This is a genomic window from Nostoc sp. (assembly GCF_036917235.1).
In the GTDB taxonomy this organism is placed as follows: domain Bacteria; phylum Cyanobacteriota; class Cyanobacteriia; order Cyanobacteriales; family Nostocaceae; genus Nostoc.
This window is the reverse complement of record NZ_JBALDU010000039.1, coordinates 18,559-34,002: the sequence shown is the minus strand read 5'-3', so window position 1 is coordinate 34,002 and position 15,444 is coordinate 18,559. Positions and strand designations below refer to the sequence as shown.

The 15,444-nt window shown below is 42.1% G+C and carries 17 protein-coding genes and 1 tRNA gene; 3 read left to right on the top strand and 15 right to left on the bottom strand.

Annotated features, from left to right (window positions below; genetic code table 11):
* Positions 1-32: 32 nt before the first annotated feature.
* The 10 genes from ndhI to V7K44_RS13845 all read right to left on the bottom strand — a co-directional run bounded on the left by ndhI (position 33) and on the right by V7K44_RS13845 (position 8,865).
* Positions 33-617 carry an NAD(P)H-quinone oxidoreductase subunit I gene (ndhI, locus tag V7K44_RS13890; RefSeq protein ID WP_179068289.1) on the bottom strand — a complete coding sequence of 195 codons (585 nt, stop codon included), beginning with the start codon at positions 615-617 and terminating at the stop codon, positions 33-35.
* Between the two features lie 89 nt (positions 618-706).
* Positions 707-1,825, bottom strand: a complete 1,119-nt coding sequence (nuoH, locus tag V7K44_RS13885) for an NADH-quinone oxidoreductase subunit NuoH (protein ID WP_194045704.1) — start codon at positions 1,823-1,825, stop codon at positions 707-709.
* 342 nt (positions 1,826-2,167) lie between these two features.
* Positions 2,168-3,304: a citrate synthase gene (locus V7K44_RS13880; RefSeq protein WP_334932308.1), complete on the bottom strand. Its 1,137-nt coding sequence runs from the start codon at positions 3,302-3,304 to the stop codon at positions 2,168-2,170.
* A 108-nt stretch (positions 3,305-3,412) separates the two neighbouring features.
* Positions 3,413-3,907 (bottom strand): phosphohistidine phosphatase SixA, encoded by a 495-nt coding sequence (gene sixA / locus V7K44_RS13875; RefSeq protein WP_334932306.1) that lies wholly within the window; start codon positions 3,905-3,907, stop codon positions 3,413-3,415.
* A 51-nt stretch (positions 3,908-3,958) separates the two neighbouring features.
* The gene (locus V7K44_RS13870; protein ID WP_094341032.1) at positions 3,959-4,219 is read right to left on the bottom strand and encodes a ParE family toxin-like protein; all 261 of its coding nucleotides are present in this window, start codon (positions 4,217-4,219) and stop codon (positions 3,959-3,961) included.
* Positions 4,216-5,262: a hypothetical protein gene (locus V7K44_RS13865; RefSeq protein ID WP_334932304.1), complete on the bottom strand. Its 1,047-nt coding sequence runs from the start codon at positions 5,260-5,262 to the stop codon at positions 4,216-4,218. The genes V7K44_RS13870 and V7K44_RS13865 overlap by 4 nt, the downstream gene beginning before the upstream one ends.
* Positions 5,259-5,669, bottom strand: a complete 411-nt coding sequence (locus V7K44_RS13860; protein ID WP_334932302.1) for a RusA family crossover junction endodeoxyribonuclease — start codon at positions 5,667-5,669, stop codon at positions 5,259-5,261. The genes V7K44_RS13865 and V7K44_RS13860 overlap by 4 nt, the downstream gene beginning before the upstream one ends.
* A gap of 105 nt (positions 5,670-5,774) precedes the next feature.
* A complete protein-coding gene (locus V7K44_RS13855) occupies positions 5,775-6,245 on the bottom strand; it encodes a DUF29 domain-containing protein (RefSeq protein WP_334932300.1) in 471 nt (156 codons plus the stop codon).
* Positions 6,246-6,420: 175 nt separating this feature from the next.
* On the bottom strand, positions 6,421-7,704 hold the full coding sequence (locus V7K44_RS13850) for a DHH family phosphoesterase (RefSeq protein ID WP_334932298.1): 1,284 nt from the start codon (positions 7,702-7,704) through the stop codon (positions 6,421-6,423).
* Between the two features lie 663 nt (positions 7,705-8,367).
* Positions 8,368-8,865, bottom strand: coding sequence for an HNH endonuclease (locus tag V7K44_RS13845; protein ID WP_094349059.1), 498 nt, complete (start codon positions 8,863-8,865; stop codon positions 8,368-8,370).
* Positions 8,866-9,260: 395 nt separating this feature from the next.
* Between V7K44_RS13845 and alr the strand changes: the two genes are divergently transcribed.
* Together alr and V7K44_RS13835 are read left to right on the top strand one after the other, a co-directional pair.
* Positions 9,261-10,448, top strand: a complete 1,188-nt coding sequence (gene alr, locus V7K44_RS13840) for an alanine racemase (RefSeq protein WP_334932296.1) — start codon at positions 9,261-9,263, stop codon at positions 10,446-10,448.
* Between the two features lie 226 nt (positions 10,449-10,674).
* Positions 10,675-10,756, top strand: a tRNA-Leu gene (locus V7K44_RS13835).
* A gap of 197 nt (positions 10,757-10,953) precedes the next feature.
* Here V7K44_RS13835 and V7K44_RS13830 read toward each other — a convergent pair.
* The 5 genes from V7K44_RS13830 to V7K44_RS13815 all read right to left on the bottom strand — a co-directional run bounded on the left by V7K44_RS13830 (position 10,954) and on the right by V7K44_RS13815 (position 14,134).
* Positions 10,954-11,289: a XisI protein gene (locus V7K44_RS13830; protein WP_334932294.1), complete on the bottom strand. Its 336-nt coding sequence runs from the start codon at positions 11,287-11,289 to the stop codon at positions 10,954-10,956.
* On the bottom strand, positions 11,277-11,507 hold the full coding sequence (locus V7K44_RS33195; RefSeq protein WP_442940689.1) for an element excision factor XisH family protein: 231 nt from the start codon (positions 11,505-11,507) through the stop codon (positions 11,277-11,279). The genes V7K44_RS13830 and V7K44_RS33195 overlap by 13 nt, the downstream gene beginning before the upstream one ends.
* A gap of 13 nt (positions 11,508-11,520) precedes the next feature.
* Complete coding sequence (locus V7K44_RS13825) at positions 11,521-11,736, bottom strand: element excision factor XisH family protein (RefSeq protein ID WP_442940688.1); 216 nt, start codon at positions 11,734-11,736, stop codon at positions 11,521-11,523.
* A 192-nt stretch (positions 11,737-11,928) separates the two neighbouring features.
* Positions 11,929-12,696 (bottom strand): circadian clock KaiB family protein, encoded by a 768-nt coding sequence (locus V7K44_RS13820; RefSeq protein WP_334932292.1) that lies wholly within the window; start codon positions 12,694-12,696, stop codon positions 11,929-11,931.
* Positions 12,697-12,850: 154 nt separating this feature from the next.
* Complete coding sequence (locus V7K44_RS13815; RefSeq protein WP_094349009.1) at positions 12,851-14,134, bottom strand: type IV pilus twitching motility protein PilT; 1,284 nt, start codon at positions 14,132-14,134, stop codon at positions 12,851-12,853.
* 731 nt (positions 14,135-14,865) lie between these two features.
* On the opposite strand from V7K44_RS13815, the gene V7K44_RS13810 reads away from it, so the two are divergent.
* A complete protein-coding gene (locus V7K44_RS13810; protein ID WP_334932289.1) occupies positions 14,866-15,237 on the top strand; it encodes a hypothetical protein in 372 nt (123 codons plus the stop codon).
* Positions 15,238-15,444 lie beyond the last annotated feature (207 nt).

Sequence of the window (15,444 nt, the reverse complement as noted above, 5' to 3'; positions counted from 1 at the left end):
GGAAAGGACAATGGACAAATGACAAATGACATTTATTTTTCTGTTTGTTCTACCAAGTCTTCTGGACGCGCACCTGCACGTGGCGCATCTGCGGGCAGTCCATGTGGTTCGAGGACGCCTTTGGGTAGGTAAACTAGTTCGCGCAGTGGTGTCACCATTGGATCGTCTGTTACTTTATACGGCAGACGACCTAGCGCTACGTTGTCGTAGTTCAATTCATGGCGATCGTAAGTGGCAAGCTCATATTCTTCTGTCATAGATAGACAGTTAGTGGGGCAAAATTCCACACAATTACCGCAAAAGATACAAACTCCAAAGTCAATACTGTAGTGGTTGAGTTTTTTCTTTTTGCTGGCTTTGTCGAATTCCCAATCTACTACAGGTAGGTTAATTGGACAAACGCGAACGCAAACTTCGCAAGCGATGCACTTATCAAATTCAAAGTGAATCCTACCGCGAAACCGTTCGCCAGGAATTAGTTTCTCGTAAGGGTACTGTACAGTAATTGGACGCCGCCGCATGTGGTCAAAGGTGACAGAAAGACCCTGACCAATGTAACGCGCAGCTTGTACCGTTTCTTTAGCGTAATCACCAACTTGTTTCAGGAACTTTAGCATTGTGCTTCACTCTCTCTTTTAGATTTTTGATTTTAGATTTTAGATTTTAGATTCAATCCAAAATCTAAAATCTAAAATCTAAAATTGGTTCACCCGCCGAAGGCGAAGGGAAAGGCTAGTTTCAGGGCGGCGGTTAATAGCAGATTAACCAAACCAACCGGCAACAAAAACTTCCATCCTAAATCTAACAGTTGGTCAATCCGTACCCGTGGTACTGTCCAGCGCAGCAGGATTGCAACAAACACTAGTAAATAGGCTTTGAACACGGTCATGGTGATACCCAAAGCCGCAGTTACTATCTGGAACACGGGATTTAATTCACTGACTCCCAACCAACCAGCGATGAGGTTGAGGGGAATAGGAAAGTCCCAACCGCCCAAGTAGAGAATTGCTACTAGTAGGGAAGAAAGGATCAAGTTAACGTATGAACCCAGGTAGAACAGACCGAATTTCATGCCTGAGTATTCAGTCTGATAGCCTGCGACGATTTCTTCTTCCGCTTCGGGTAAGTCAAAGGGTAATCGTTCGCATTCAGCGAGGGCGGCTATCCAAAAGATCAGAAAACCGATTGGTTGTCGCCAAATGTTCCAGCCTAGAATGCCGTAGCCAGATTGTTGATTGACAATATCAACGGTATCGAGGCTATTAGACATCATAGCGATCGCTAACACCGCCAGCGCCAAAGGAATTTCATAACTAATGGATTGCGCTGCTGCCCGCAAGCCCCCTAAGAGGGAGTATTTGTTATTAGATGCATAGCCAGCCATCAATAAACCAATGGGTTGAATGCTTGACAAGGCAATCCACAAGAATACGCCCATGCCCACATTGCTAATTACGATATTCTGTCCAAAGGGCACAATCAGGAACGACAGAAACACCGGAATTACAACAATAATTGGCCCCAGAGTAAACAGCCAGGGGTCAGACTTGGCTGGTACTATATCTTCTTTAAATACCAACTTCAGACCATCCGCTACAGGCACCAGCAACCCAAAAGGACCCTGGTATTCTGGGCCAATTCGCTGCTGTGCGGAGGCAGAAATTTTCCGTTCTAGCCAAGTAGCAACTAATACCCCCACTGTTGCGCCAATCAGCATCAGTATCATTGGCAGCGGCATCCAAATTGCTTTGGCTGTTCCTGCTGGTATACCTAAATCCCGGAGGGATTCAATAAAAGTTCCTTGGAGGTCAATTCCTGAATTCATGTTTCCGCTCTTTAAGACATCGAGTCATGGTGAGTTACAACTATTACTTGAATTAATAACTGTAAATTCACCCATTTATAATTTTTGCTGTGATGACGCCCGATTGAAAATTTGTTGCCAATTCCCATGCCTAGTATATCGTTGGATGGTTTGACCACCCTGAAGCGAGATAAGAACTTCTACTTATGGTTGGCATTGAGATTGGCTATTGAGGGGAGAGGGGGATGGAGCGGACGGGCAGGGGAGGCAGGGGAAGCAGGAAGTAGGGAGCAAGGGAGAAGAGTTTTCCCCTCCGCCCCCCGCACCCCGCCCCTCTGCCTCTTTTCAATGCTTCATGCCCAGTTACCGTTTGTCAATGGGAGTATAAGTAACTTCGTGCAGACCGTTGTAAACTTGGGTAGGACGGAAAATCCGGTTTTCTGCTAGTTGTTCTTTCCAGTGGGCTAACCAACCGGCAACACGAGCGATCGCAAATATTGGCGTAAACAAGTCTGTAGGAATACCCATCTTCCTATACACCAAACCGGAATAAAAGTCAATATTGGGATAAATCCCCTTGCTACCGAGTTTTTCTTCTACCACTCGTTCCATTTCTTGAGCAATGTCATAGAACTTGTCATGGCCAAACTTTTCAAACAATTGCTCTGCTAGTCCTTGTAAAATTATGGCTCGTGGGTCTTTCACTTTATACACACGATGTCCAAAGCCCATAATCTTAGATTTAGTTTCCAGACAATGCTCTATGTAGGAACGGACATTTTCTACAGAGCCAATTTTTTCCAACATCTGAATTACTTCTTCATTGGCTCCCCCATGTAGAGGCCCACCCAAAGTTCCCACAGCACTAGCAACCACAGCGTAAGGATCGGTCAAGGTGGAAGCTGTCACCCTGGCACTGAAAGTGGAAGCATTCATTGTATGCTCGACTTGAAGTATCAAGCAGATATCAAAAATCCGCGCCATCAGAGGATCGGGTTCTCGCTCATCGAGCATGTATAGAAAGTTGGCGGAATAGTCTAAGTCATCACGGGGACGCACAGGATCGTTGCCTTTTCGCATCAGTTGAAACGCCGCTACCATCGTGGGAATAGTTGCTATCAGGCGCACCACCGAATCTCGAATGTAAACAGGATTGTGCAAATCGCGGAGCGAATAAAACAAACCTAAAGCAGCAGCAGAGGCTTGCAAGGCATCCATTGGGTGGCCGCTTTCTGGAAAGCATTTCATCATGTCCCGAATGCGGTATTTTATCCGCCGGTGGTAACGAACTTCATGCTCAAATGTTTCCAGTTCTTCCTTGCTTGGCAGTTTACCCCAGATTAAGAGATAAGCAGTTTCTAAGAATGTACTTTTTTCTGCTAGTTCTTCAATCCTAATGCCACGATATTCTAGTATTCCCTTTTGCCCATCAACATAGCTGATACTTGATTGAGCGGCGGGAATGCCTTCTAAACCAGGCTTGTATTCGCACACCATCATGGCAACACCATTCGCTTTGTGAAATATCTGATCAAGCTAACTTACCAGAAATTTATTGTCGCCATAACAGTAGCCGTTCTAACAACAATCGAAAATGTTGAAAAACTGTTATAGCAGGTACTTGGGTGGTGTCAACCAAAACATCTGACTCCGACCCAGAGAAGAACCTGTTTCTGGTAGTTTTATCCCAATCATACCTGCTTTTTTCAAGACTAAGCTTTCTTTGGCTTCTCCCCACAGGAGAATTTCTGCCCAACTGGTCAAATCAGGTTCATGTCCAACCAGCGCCAGTTGAGTATTTTGGGAATAATTTTTTGGCTCTAACCAGTCTTTGAGCCAACTAGAAATTTGACCATCGGGCGCGAGGTGGCTAGATTCCTCTAACTGGGAGCTTAGTTTTTCTGCTATGAGGATTTCAGCCGTTTGGCGCGCCCGCACCAAGGGACTGGTGAGAATTAAATCAAAGCTTAAACCTAATTTAACAAGTTTTTGGGCAACTTTCTCAGTTTTTTGCCTTCCTTCTTTGGTTAGGCTGCGCTCCTCATCTTTGATGCCTAATCCCTTGTCTTCGGCGATGCCATGACGAATTAAATATAGTTCCATGCTTTGTATTATGAGTGATCGGTTAGGCTGCTCTTATGAAATGTTAAAACGCTATCCACCACTTAGCAATCTGTCATACTCTGGATGCGATCCAATCCAAAACCATACAAAATTATCATCTTCTTTTACAGCAAGCGCCCGATAATATATACCAATACGCACTGACCAAAACTGACCGACTTTTTTGAAATGCAATGATGGATATTTGGGATCTTCCCGAAGAAACTCGTAACATCGATCAGCAAGCTCTTGGATATCAATTGGTAACTGGCGATAGTAATACCAAAAATCTGGGGTTGCTCGATGTTTCACAGATCGGTACAACGCCCTTCTCGCAGATGTTTAAGTGCTTTCTCTGCCAATGCATCTAACCGACCAGCAGCCACATCTTTTTCAATCTGTTTATCCCAGGCTGCTGCATCGAATTCCGCAAACCAGGCACGAAAAGCAGCTAAATCCTCTGGTGAAAGTAGACTAACAGCGAATTCGACGTTTATAACCTGTTCGTCGTTTACGTTTAATTCCTTCTTTAGTTTCTCATTTATTATTAATTCTTGCGCTAAAAGAAGGCTTGTCTGATTGATTAAATTTCTCCTTAATTCTTCTCGTTTATCCAAGGATGCTGCATCGAATTCCCCAAACCAGGCACGAAAAGCAGCTAGCTCCTCTGATGAAAGTTGACTAATAGCGAGTTCGACTGTCCATTTTCCTAATAATTCACGAACCAAATTGTCAAAATTATGTACAACTGGCAAATTTAGGTTTTCAATATATCCGTGAGCAAGACGATTCCAAACTTCAAAACAGGCTTGAGCAAGGTCAAATTGAGAGATTGATAACTCTCCCAAGGAGTACAGATGTCTTAGTAATCCTATAACTGGGAAACGTTCAATAGGAATTGACACATCGACTGCTCGCTTTCTTAAAGCCCCCTCAAATATACTCCACATCAAAAGAAAAGCAGGCTCAATTTCATCATTTTCAATAAGCTTATGCGCTTGGATAAACCGATCGGTTAGCTCTTGCCATGAAGAAAATTCTTCGGATGTTCCAGGTAATGACTTGGCTTCTATGTCTTCAAGCGTTACCAATAAAAAATGCCAACCTGGATGCGTACTAACTTCCTCTGCTAAAGCTTGTAAACGATCAACCGACAGACGGTTGAGGCTGTTTTTTACTTCAATTACCAAACCCGAACCGTCTTTAATAGCAATTAAATCTGGCTGGTAGTTACCCAAATCAAATGGTAATTCATCTGTTTTGAGTTCAGTTAAAACATGAAATCCTTGACTTTCGTACTTCTCTGCCAGAGATTTCACTTTTTCATCATATAGAATTTTAGTATTGTTAGTCATAAGTATTTTTCCAATGGTTGAGATTCACTTACTTTTACATAAACACACTCTTGACCTGTGATGACAGCACGCTGTAATAAGGAAGGTAGACTTTTAATCTCAATTGGGTCAGACATAAACCGACGATGGCTTTCTACATCTGATACTAAACTATCATCTTCAAAAACTAAGCCTACAAGTGCATCCTGAATCGGCTTGATAATATTATCGGTATCAGCCGGAAAATCATCACAAAGATAAACTAGCGTCAGTTGTAAATCACCTTGTTTAATGACGCTGCGATCTTTCCAAAGTTTTTGAGCTTCAATGCGCACAAAATTCTTCCATGCCTGAAGGTTTTCTTTTTTCTTTGTCTGTAACGAAACAGGTCGTCTGGGAATGAGAAATTCAAAAGGTATTATTCGCATCCCAAGTGCATATCTTTATAATTAATTAACAAAGTTACAGCAATTTTCACAGATGATTACTCATCATATTGAGCATATCTACACTTATACAAAAATTCTACATGGTTATTCGTCAGGGTTAGGATAAAAGTCTAAGTCTAAAATCTCATCAACAGAAAACGGACAGACGATCGCAAAGTTATCTTCTGATAAACTTGTTTCCACTATTGCCTCTCGCCGCGCTCTTTGATAGGTAGTATTAATCCACTCGGTATCATTTAAAAAACGCTGCAAACTAGGACTTTCTTGCAGCAATTCATCTATATTCAGTCGCTCACGGGTAATGGTCACTTGCCAACTGTGACTACGACGTTCTGGTTGATACTTCCACTTCAACAAATGTGATAAGACTAACCGCAACGCACTTTGCAACGCCCGTTGTTGACTCTTACCCAAGTCCACGACTTCCTCAATTAAGTGTTCTAAATCCAGCGTGTCCCAGTGCTGCAATCGCAAAAGCTCTACTGTTTGCTCTACCCAAGCATAAAAATCTTGCTCATACAGAGTTTGTAAGATTTGGAGTTTTGTCGATTTCATAGCGCTTCTCCTTAGCAAATCAATAGGTAGGCGCAAGTTAACTTTGATTTAGTTCAGCATTCGCCATAAAACCCAAATTCCCGACTTTTATCAAAAATCGGGATGGGATGCTATCTGAACAGACACTTTGACTGCTGCATTAGTTAGGAGTTCTCCGCGTCTCCTTTATATCTCTCTACTCCGACTGAATCGGATTATCTCTAGGATTAACTAATCTCAGCAGTTTTTGCTTAATTTGAGCGTCGAATACTTCCCATTTCATTTTCGCATAGGCGGAATTTTCGTTGCTACCTGATAAGAAGCCCATTGGAATTTCAAAGCCACCTGCGCTTGTCCTTCCACCGCCGAAAAAGCGCCCTGCACTATCTTGTCCAAAGGCTTCTTTGATGAATTCATCGGGGTCAAGGGTAAGTTTACTGGTTCTCAGGGAACCAATGACTATTTCTAGTTCTTCGTCTTCATCGTGAACAATGCCGTAAACTACGGCGGTGTGGACGTTTTCTTCGGTGACGAGAAAATCAGCCGCTTGGGGGATGGCGTCACGGTCTTCGTAGCGTAAGTAACCAACACCAGCAATGGAAAAGTTATTTTGGACAATGCGATTTTTTAGCGATCGCTCGATCACATCCATTACCCGCTTGGAACGGTTGGCCTGTAAAATGGCATTCAGCAATTGGGCGTCATAAAATCGGCTTAAATACGCCGCTGCCATAAAATCTTCTTCTTGCGCTTGCATGAGCCGATTTGTATCCGAACGCAAGCCATGCATCAAGGCAGTAGCACATTTTACGTGTTGATTTATGCTGCTATCTAATGCCAATAACCCCGTTTGGAGGTATTGAGTAAAAATTGTTGCTGTCGCTCTTACATAAGGACGAATATCCTCAAACTCTGATTGCAAATCGCCTTGGATACTGTGATGGTCGATGAGTACCACTAGGGGAATTCCAGCCTGCTGCACCGCTGACAGTAGTTGCGAAGTGGTTCCCTGGTTGTCAATTAATACAAAACCTTGATAAGATGACAAATCTTTTGTTTTCAGGGTTTGCGTTGTCCAGCGTTGGATAGGTAAATTAGTTAGCCTTACCAAGGCAATATTTTCTTGATGGCTCAACGCGCCAGCATAAATGATTTCACACTTGATATCATATTGCTGGGCAATTAACTGGTAAGCCCAGGCACAGGAAAGGGCATCAGGGTCAGGAAAATCTTGCAGAATTACCAGTTGGCGATCGTGTCGGTGTGCCAATAGGGTTCTTTGCAGTTCTTCTGACTTTTGTTGTGCCAGAGAATTACCACGGTGATTGAGATATATAGCCCCATCACCTACCGATGGCGGTAATGATGGACTCTTAAATGCAACTTCCACTGGCGCTTTCTCGATTTCAGGTTCCTCTGGGTTTGGCTCTGTGGTCAATGACAAACTCTCAAACTGAGTAACGGGAGAATTAAAGTACATAGGGAACTTTTTTAAAGTGTGAGGCTCCTTTAATTCAGAAATACTACGAGCAGCAATTCCCTGAATTTAGCCACATTAATTACGATCTTCGCAAAAATCTCAAGACATTGCACTATACATCTAAGTATATTTTTTGTCAGCAACAGCGCTCAACAATTAACTAACTTCCACTAAAGGGGATACAGCAAGGAAGTTTAGGATATCGGGCTGTATCTGGCAGCATAAATGTGTTTTAGGAGTTTTGTTCTCTTTCGTAAATTCAATCAGCGAGATTTTTATCTAACTTAGGGTATACTTCCTATCTTATACTTTAGAATTAGTCCTTGATATTTGAAATATTCTTATGCTTAATATTCTCATTATTGTGACTATTGAGCAATTAAATTTATTTTTTATAAATAACGTCTGTTTTGTATACCCTTTGAAAATTCTGAAAATTTAGAGTAAAGTCCAATGGAAAAGGACAGAATACAAGGGAAGTAAAGAGGAAAGGGGAAACTCTATATACATACAACAAACTTAAAAGCTTGATAGTTGATGCAATTACCTTCTTTGCAAGCCTATAGCCACCAATTTTTTAAAACTCCAAAACTAAAGTTATTGGCTATCTCCCAAAGAAAGAGGGTATTTCTCCTTTCTCCTTTGCTCCTCTGAATTTTTGGCTCAAAGACCTATAACATACTTTTGCCACTCTGTATGCAGTCCACTCTTAAGATGTTTGCTGACCTCGAAATAGAGACTGCTATAAGGTTGGCGCGGGGGATGACGCAAAGGCATATGAGCTTCGTGGGGAGTCCGACTGCCTTTTTTGACATTGCAACGGACACAAGCGGTAACAATATTCTCCCAAGTATCGCCTCCGCCGCGCGATCGCGGTATTACATGGTCTAGTGTCAATTCATCCCCTGTGTAACCACAGTATTGACAGGCATGACCATCACGGTGCAATATATTTCGGCGAGTTAGAGGGATTTCTTTATAAGGAACGCGTACATAATGACGCAACCGGATCACGGTCGGCAACGGGAAATCGGTGTACAGAAATTTACCGTTGTGTTCCACGCGTTCTGCTTTGCCCTTGATTAAAAGAACTACAGCACGACGCCAACTCGTTATATTGAGAGGTTCGTAAGAGGCGTTTAAGACTAAAACCTTCCCCATTATTTGCGCTCAGGGTATGAGTTTTACAATATATTAACACAAATACACCATGCTAGGGAGATGAGAAGAAATTATACTTTCGGGAGAATTTGGAAATTAAGTTATGAGTGAGGAGTGAGGAGTTAAGAGTTAGGAAGTCAAATTTATCACTTGATTAAAATACTTACGTAGACTGACGTAATCGCGCAGCGTCTCGTAGAGAAGAACGGAGTGAAAAATTGAGCCGTAGATTTACTTCTAATTCATAACTCTTAACTTTTACTTTAGCGCTGCAACATCTTGTATCAATTCCAATCTGAAGGTTAAACTTCCTATTTAATCTGATCTCGCTTTTAGGAGCGTGTATAGATAGATAACTTGCAAGTTTAGCCGTGGCGGGATAGGAGTCAGTACAAATGTTAAGTCGCAAACAAATCCCTGGTGTAGTTCCTAATCAGCAGTGCGATACCTACGCGTGGTTTTCGCAACGAGCCTGGGTAGAAATTGATTTAGAGGCGTTGTCGTACAATGTAAAGCAATTGGTGCAGTTTTTATCGCCGCGTACCCAGTTAATGGCAGTAGTAAAGGCTGATGCCTATGGACATGGAGCGGTGACAGTCGCCCAAATTGCCATCCAATCGGGAGCTAGTTGCCTGGGAGTGGCTACAGTTCCAGAAGCTATTCAATTGCGAGAAGGCGGGATTCAAGCGCCCATTTTGATTTTAGGGGCAACTCATACACTAGAGCAGATTCATGCGATCGCCCAATGGAAACTTCAGCCCACACTCTGTAGCCCTAAACAAGCTTTAGTATTTTCCGATGTTCTGGAATCGATGAATCATGGTTCTCCAGTGCCCGTACACATTAAATTAGACACGGGAATGTCGAGGTTGGGAACTGATTGGCGGCAAGCTGGCGAATTTGTGCAATTAGTGCAGCGATTACCACATCTTGACATTGCCAGTATTTATTCTCATTTAGCGACAGCAGACGATCCTGATACCACGGCAATGGAAGAACAGCATAAACGATTTGAGGATGCGATCGCTCAAATCAAAGCAATGGGAATTGAAGTACCCTGTTTGCACTTGGCAAACTCAGCCGCCGCACTCACAAATCCGGCATTGCACTACGATATGGTGCGTGTAGGTTTAGCTGTTTACGGACTTTATCCAGCAACCCATTTACAAAATGCGATCGATCTCAAGCCTGTTTTGCAACTTAAGGCAAGAGTTACCCAAGTTAAGACAATTGCCGCAGGAACAGCTGTTAGCTACGGTCATAAATTTATTGCCCCACGTGAACTTCGCCTCGCCGTCGTGGGAATTGGCTACGCTGACGGTGTTCCTCGCAGTCTTTCCAACAAAATGCAGGCGTTAATTCGCGGTCAGCGGGTGTCGCAAATTGGGACAATTACAATGGATCAGTTGATGCTGGATGTGAGTACCATACCCAATATCCAAGAAGGAGAAGTAGTCACCTTATTAGGAGAACAGGGAAAAGAACAAATTTCAGCGGACGACTGGGCAAAACAATTAAACACAATTTCTTGGGAAATTCTCTGTGGATTCAAGCATCGTCTGCCTCGTGTTGCAGTCATGTAATTGGGCATGGGGTATAGAGAAGAGGCAGAGGGCTAGGCTTGCCGTGAGCGTAGCTGAACGGGAGCAGATGGGAAAGAAGTAATTTTTTATTCTCCCCATTGCCCCCAGTAAAAACTGCTTCTTAATCTACCCCTGCCTCCCCTGCTCCCCCTGCTCTCCTGCTTCTTACCCATTCCCTATTCCCTATTCCCAAACATAATTTCTTATGGTATGATAGTAAACTGATGCGGATGTGGCGAAATTGGCAGACGCGCTAGATTTAGGTTCTAGTTCCGAAAGGAGTGAAGGTTCAAGTCCTTTCATCCGCACTTTTAATTGACGAGAAGTACATGAGTCAACTGGCTCATGTATTTCGTATATGAATTAAATGAAGACTTTTTAGCTGATTAGTGGATTGTTGATATTTAACCCACAGGTAATTATGTAGCGATCGCATCCTCATCTTACCTGAAATTGCCACTGGGCGATGCCTGCGGGGGGCTACGCCAACGCATCTTTTTGAAAATCAAGCGAGCGCAAAATCAGTGTATTGTCTAACATCCTCTGGATGAAAAGCTAAAACAATTTTATCTTTGGGAATTCCTGCGGCTACGAGTTCATTGGCAATACCATATTCAGTCCCATCGCGCTGAATCCAGATTTTTCTATCAATAATTTCAATATGGATAATACAACCATGAACTCGTTCTTCTCCCTGCCATCCCAAAGTCATTACTATGTAATTAGTAGCTGTGCGATCGATGATTAGCTTTGTTTGTAATTGACGATTTGAATATGGTATTTTTATATATTCGTTCAGAACATCTTCGATTATTTTTTGATATTTTTCTAAAGTATCCATTGCACAATTAGCTCTTGTTTTGGGTCAAATACAAGTAAACGTAAACGGTTATTTTTTAATAAAATCTTGCCGATGGGTTCGGTAAAAATTTCAGTATAAGTTCGGTGGGGTATAGCAAGATATAAAATCCGGTCGCTTCCTTGTTCTTCTAAAATATCGTAATAAAGAATAAACTGTCCTAATGCATTTTCTAAGTCTCTAACGGGAGATTGGCTGATAAAACTCTTGATTTCAACTTATTTCCACTCCATTTCCTTTATCTAAAATTGAGCTAACGGGAGATTGGCTGATAAAACTCTTGATTTCAACTGCTATTTTCTGCTGACCTTTTTGTGCGGCTCTAAGTTTTTCTGCACCCAAGTCTATATATAAATCTTTTGTCCCACATTTTAATTTAAATGGGTCATCAGTAATTAGCCAAGCATCTTTTTCTAGGGCTGTTATCACAACATTATGATAAACATCTTTGGCTGTACTAACTGTAAATAACTGAAAGTCAGTTTATGTAAGGTGCGCAGATGGTTTCAAGATGTTAAAGCTCTCAAATTATTGCAGATAAGGCAATCTAGCCATTTTTGTAGTTCCCCCTTCACCAACACCTACCCATTCGCGCACTTGGCAAAAAACTAGTTTGATTACTTAAAATTTTTCCTTAGCAGCCAACATCTGTAAAATCTTTTCTACATGATCCAACTCTCCAACGATTCGCCGAATTGGGTGAGGCCAAACCTTGACAAGGGTAGGAGTTGCAGAAACCTGATTTAGTTCTGCTTGTTCTGGATGACTTAAAACATCAATCACCTTCAGAGTATAAGGGTGTCCGAGCGATCGCTCTAACAATTCGTGTAAATTTTGCAGAATGCGTTCAGTAGAACTGCTATGTCCGGCAACAAACAAGCGGAGAACATAGCCTTGTGCGATCGCTTCTTTTTTTTGTATTATTACTGGTTGGTGATATTTTGGTACAGGTTCAGAAAGGTCTAAGCGAACAATTAAATCGTGATCCTCCCAAAGCTGCCCAAATGAAGACCGATAGGTTGTTAACACCATGCGATCGCACAATCCCTCTTGCCAAGGAGCTGCTTGCCATACTAATTCCCCTGTGCCAAAAACAGCATTAAGCAAAGCTTGATGTCTAATTACAGCCGGATAAGCTTCAGCAAAAGTTCGCACTTGTTGAGTGCGCGGATCTAACCAATTGTCAATAGTTGCAGTATAGCAAGGCACTAAAAAGTGTGGCGGCTCTGGTAAATCTAGGATTTCTTGCAAAGCCGAGCACAAATGCAAATGCCATCGACCTTGCTTGCTAGGGTCGATGCAGTAAATTAAATCTCCTCCAGGTGTAAATAGCGCAATGCCTTTAAACAGCTGGGGTGTAGATAGTTTATTTGTCGTCAAGTTATTCATAGAGGTTAGGGAACTAAAAGTAAAAATTCTCTCTTTTACCTTTTACCTTAGCTATAACCTCAACCAGGATCGCAAAGATATTTGGGATTGGGGAGCAGAGAGCAGGGGAAAACTCTTCTCCCCTCAGCCTCTTCTCCATCCCCAATCCCCAATCCTAAACTCGACCTCGGAGAAACTGTGCCATTTCGTTAGGAGTTGGTGACATTTCCAAAGCAGTTTCTTCAGTGATGCGTCCGTCTTGATAGAGATTCAGCAATGACTGATTCATCGTAATCATGCCGTCAAAGCCAGCTTGTTTCATCAGCTCGCCAATTTCATCATACTTACCGTCTTTGATCCATTCTTTAATCGCCTCAGTATTGATCAGCACATCATGAAAAGCAGCCCGCTTACCGTCAGTTGTGCGACACAAACCTTGAGCAATTACTGCCACTAAAGACTCAGAAATCGCCACCCGCATTGCATCCTGTTCATCACCAGAATAGAGGTTGAGAATCCGCTCAATGGTTTTGACCGCGCTATTGGTGTGTAAGGTTCCCATGACTAAGTGACCAGTCTGAGCGGCTTTTAAGGCGGTGTTAACTGTTTCTTTATCCCGCATTTCCCCCACCAGAATCAAATCTGGGTCTTCCCGCAAAGCTGCTTTCAAAGCGTTGTCAAATTTCCGGGTGTGCATTCCCACTTCCCGTTGTTTGACTAAAGACTTACGGCTTTGATGGATAAATTCTATTGGATCTTCAATGGTGATGATGTGCTTGGCCATCTCCTTATTGATGTAGTCAACCATCGCTGCCATTGTGGTGGACTTACCAGAACCAGTGGGCCCCGTTACCAAAATTAAACCTTTGTGGTGATGACAAATATCCCGAAAAATTGGAGGTAAATTCAACTGTTCCATAGTTAAGATTTTCAGAGGAATCAACCGCAAGACCATTGCAGGCCCTCTAAGGGTGCCAAAAACATTAATCCGCACGCGAGCAAAGTCATATTGAGTTGCTCCGTCAAATTCTAAATGTTCTTCAAAGCGCTGAATTTCCCCCTCACTCATCACCTCCCGCAACCAACTCATAAAAGCTTCTTTATCTGTTTCTGGATAATCCATTGATTGAATTTCTCCTCGACTGCGGAAGCGGGGTACTTCACCTACACCCAAGTGCAAGTCAGAATATCCCTGGTCGTAAGCTTCCCTGATTAACTTCTCTAAAGTGGGCCCTGCACTGCTGTTTTGAGGGCGAACTGAATTAGGTATTGGCGGTGGACTACCCGGACGATGACCTGCAACAGGCGGATTAGTGCCCCTATCCATTGACATATCGAGTGTTTGTGTCATCTGCCGCTGCGTACTAAAGGTTGGAGTTGGCGGTGGTGGCGGCGGCATTGGTGGCAAATTACGTCCGGCAGCAGAGTTAGAATTTAATGGAGACTGTGATTCTGTCATATATCTTCACATTTGGCAGTTAAAAAGTTGAATTAACGAGAAGTAAAGTCACTTGCTTTGATGACTTTTGGAGAATGCTTGTCTGTAAGCCTTAGCGGTGATAGAAGGCGATTGAAACTCTAGAACCACGGTCAATCTATTTCATCCAACTCAATTGGTATCTTTTATTTCCTAAAATTTCATTACTCAGAATATTTAGATAGATTATTTAACCTATCTAAACTGGTTTAACACACGTAAGGACTTAAAAGACCTCAGTAAATACACATGGATTTAAAGGTAATTTTTAATGCTTTTTTATTAAAGTAAATATTCTCATGACTTAGATGAGAAATTTATCCCAGGCATGGGCACGAATTGCCAGCAATTAACAGTACAAATACTAGCAGTTCATTTATTCAGCCCGTCTAGGAATTATGAGAAAGACTAGTAATTTTTATAAGAAATGTTAAGTTGAATAGGAGTAATATCGTGGGGATCAAGGTTAAAAGCTCATACCTTTTAGGTTATATACCCGAAGGTAGATGCAGTAAACAAGTTTTTTTAATAGATAGAAAGTTGAGTTTATATCCATAATTACGAAAAATTAACTGTAAACTTTAGTAAACAAATGCTCATTTTTCCAATTAGTTTTTATATACTGAATTTCACTGAAGAACAATTCAGTTTACTCGCGAAAAGCGAGATATGACTGAGATTAAAATCTGTTGTGTATTTTGGGAGGAAAAGTCATGGTTTCTGCTGAAAGCTCTAATCAAGGAAAGACCTACTCCTTGTTGATGATTAAAAGCTTTTTAATATGGACTTTTACATTAGCAGTATGTTTGTTGGTTGTGGGTTTTCCACTAGTTGTCTTGATGGCTACGGTCGGATGTCTGTTGTCGATTATCTTGCAATCTGTGATGCCTGTTAGTGCGGTTTTGCTTGTAGCAGGCGCTCTAATAATGTTTAATGTCATGGCAGTTCTATTGGCTGCGGGTGTGCTAACTGTTAAGGGAGTTCATCCTAGTGAAGTTAAATGGTTAAGCTGGTTGCATGGAGAGGCAGACCAAATGCAGGCTACTGTTTACGCTGCTTGCCCTCTAACTTGTGAGATTAAATAGTTATTACAGGTTAATTAGACAAACAGTGCGTCTGCCCGGTTAAGCCGGGTTTTTTCATGGTTTTTATAATCTAAACTTTTAAATAGTCATTACAGGTTAATTAGATAAACAATGCATTTGCCCGGTTAAGCCGGGTTTTTTTATATCTTGTGTGATTTATCCATTAATATTTATGGTTTATGTGAGGATTGACTGCCGACTATTGAC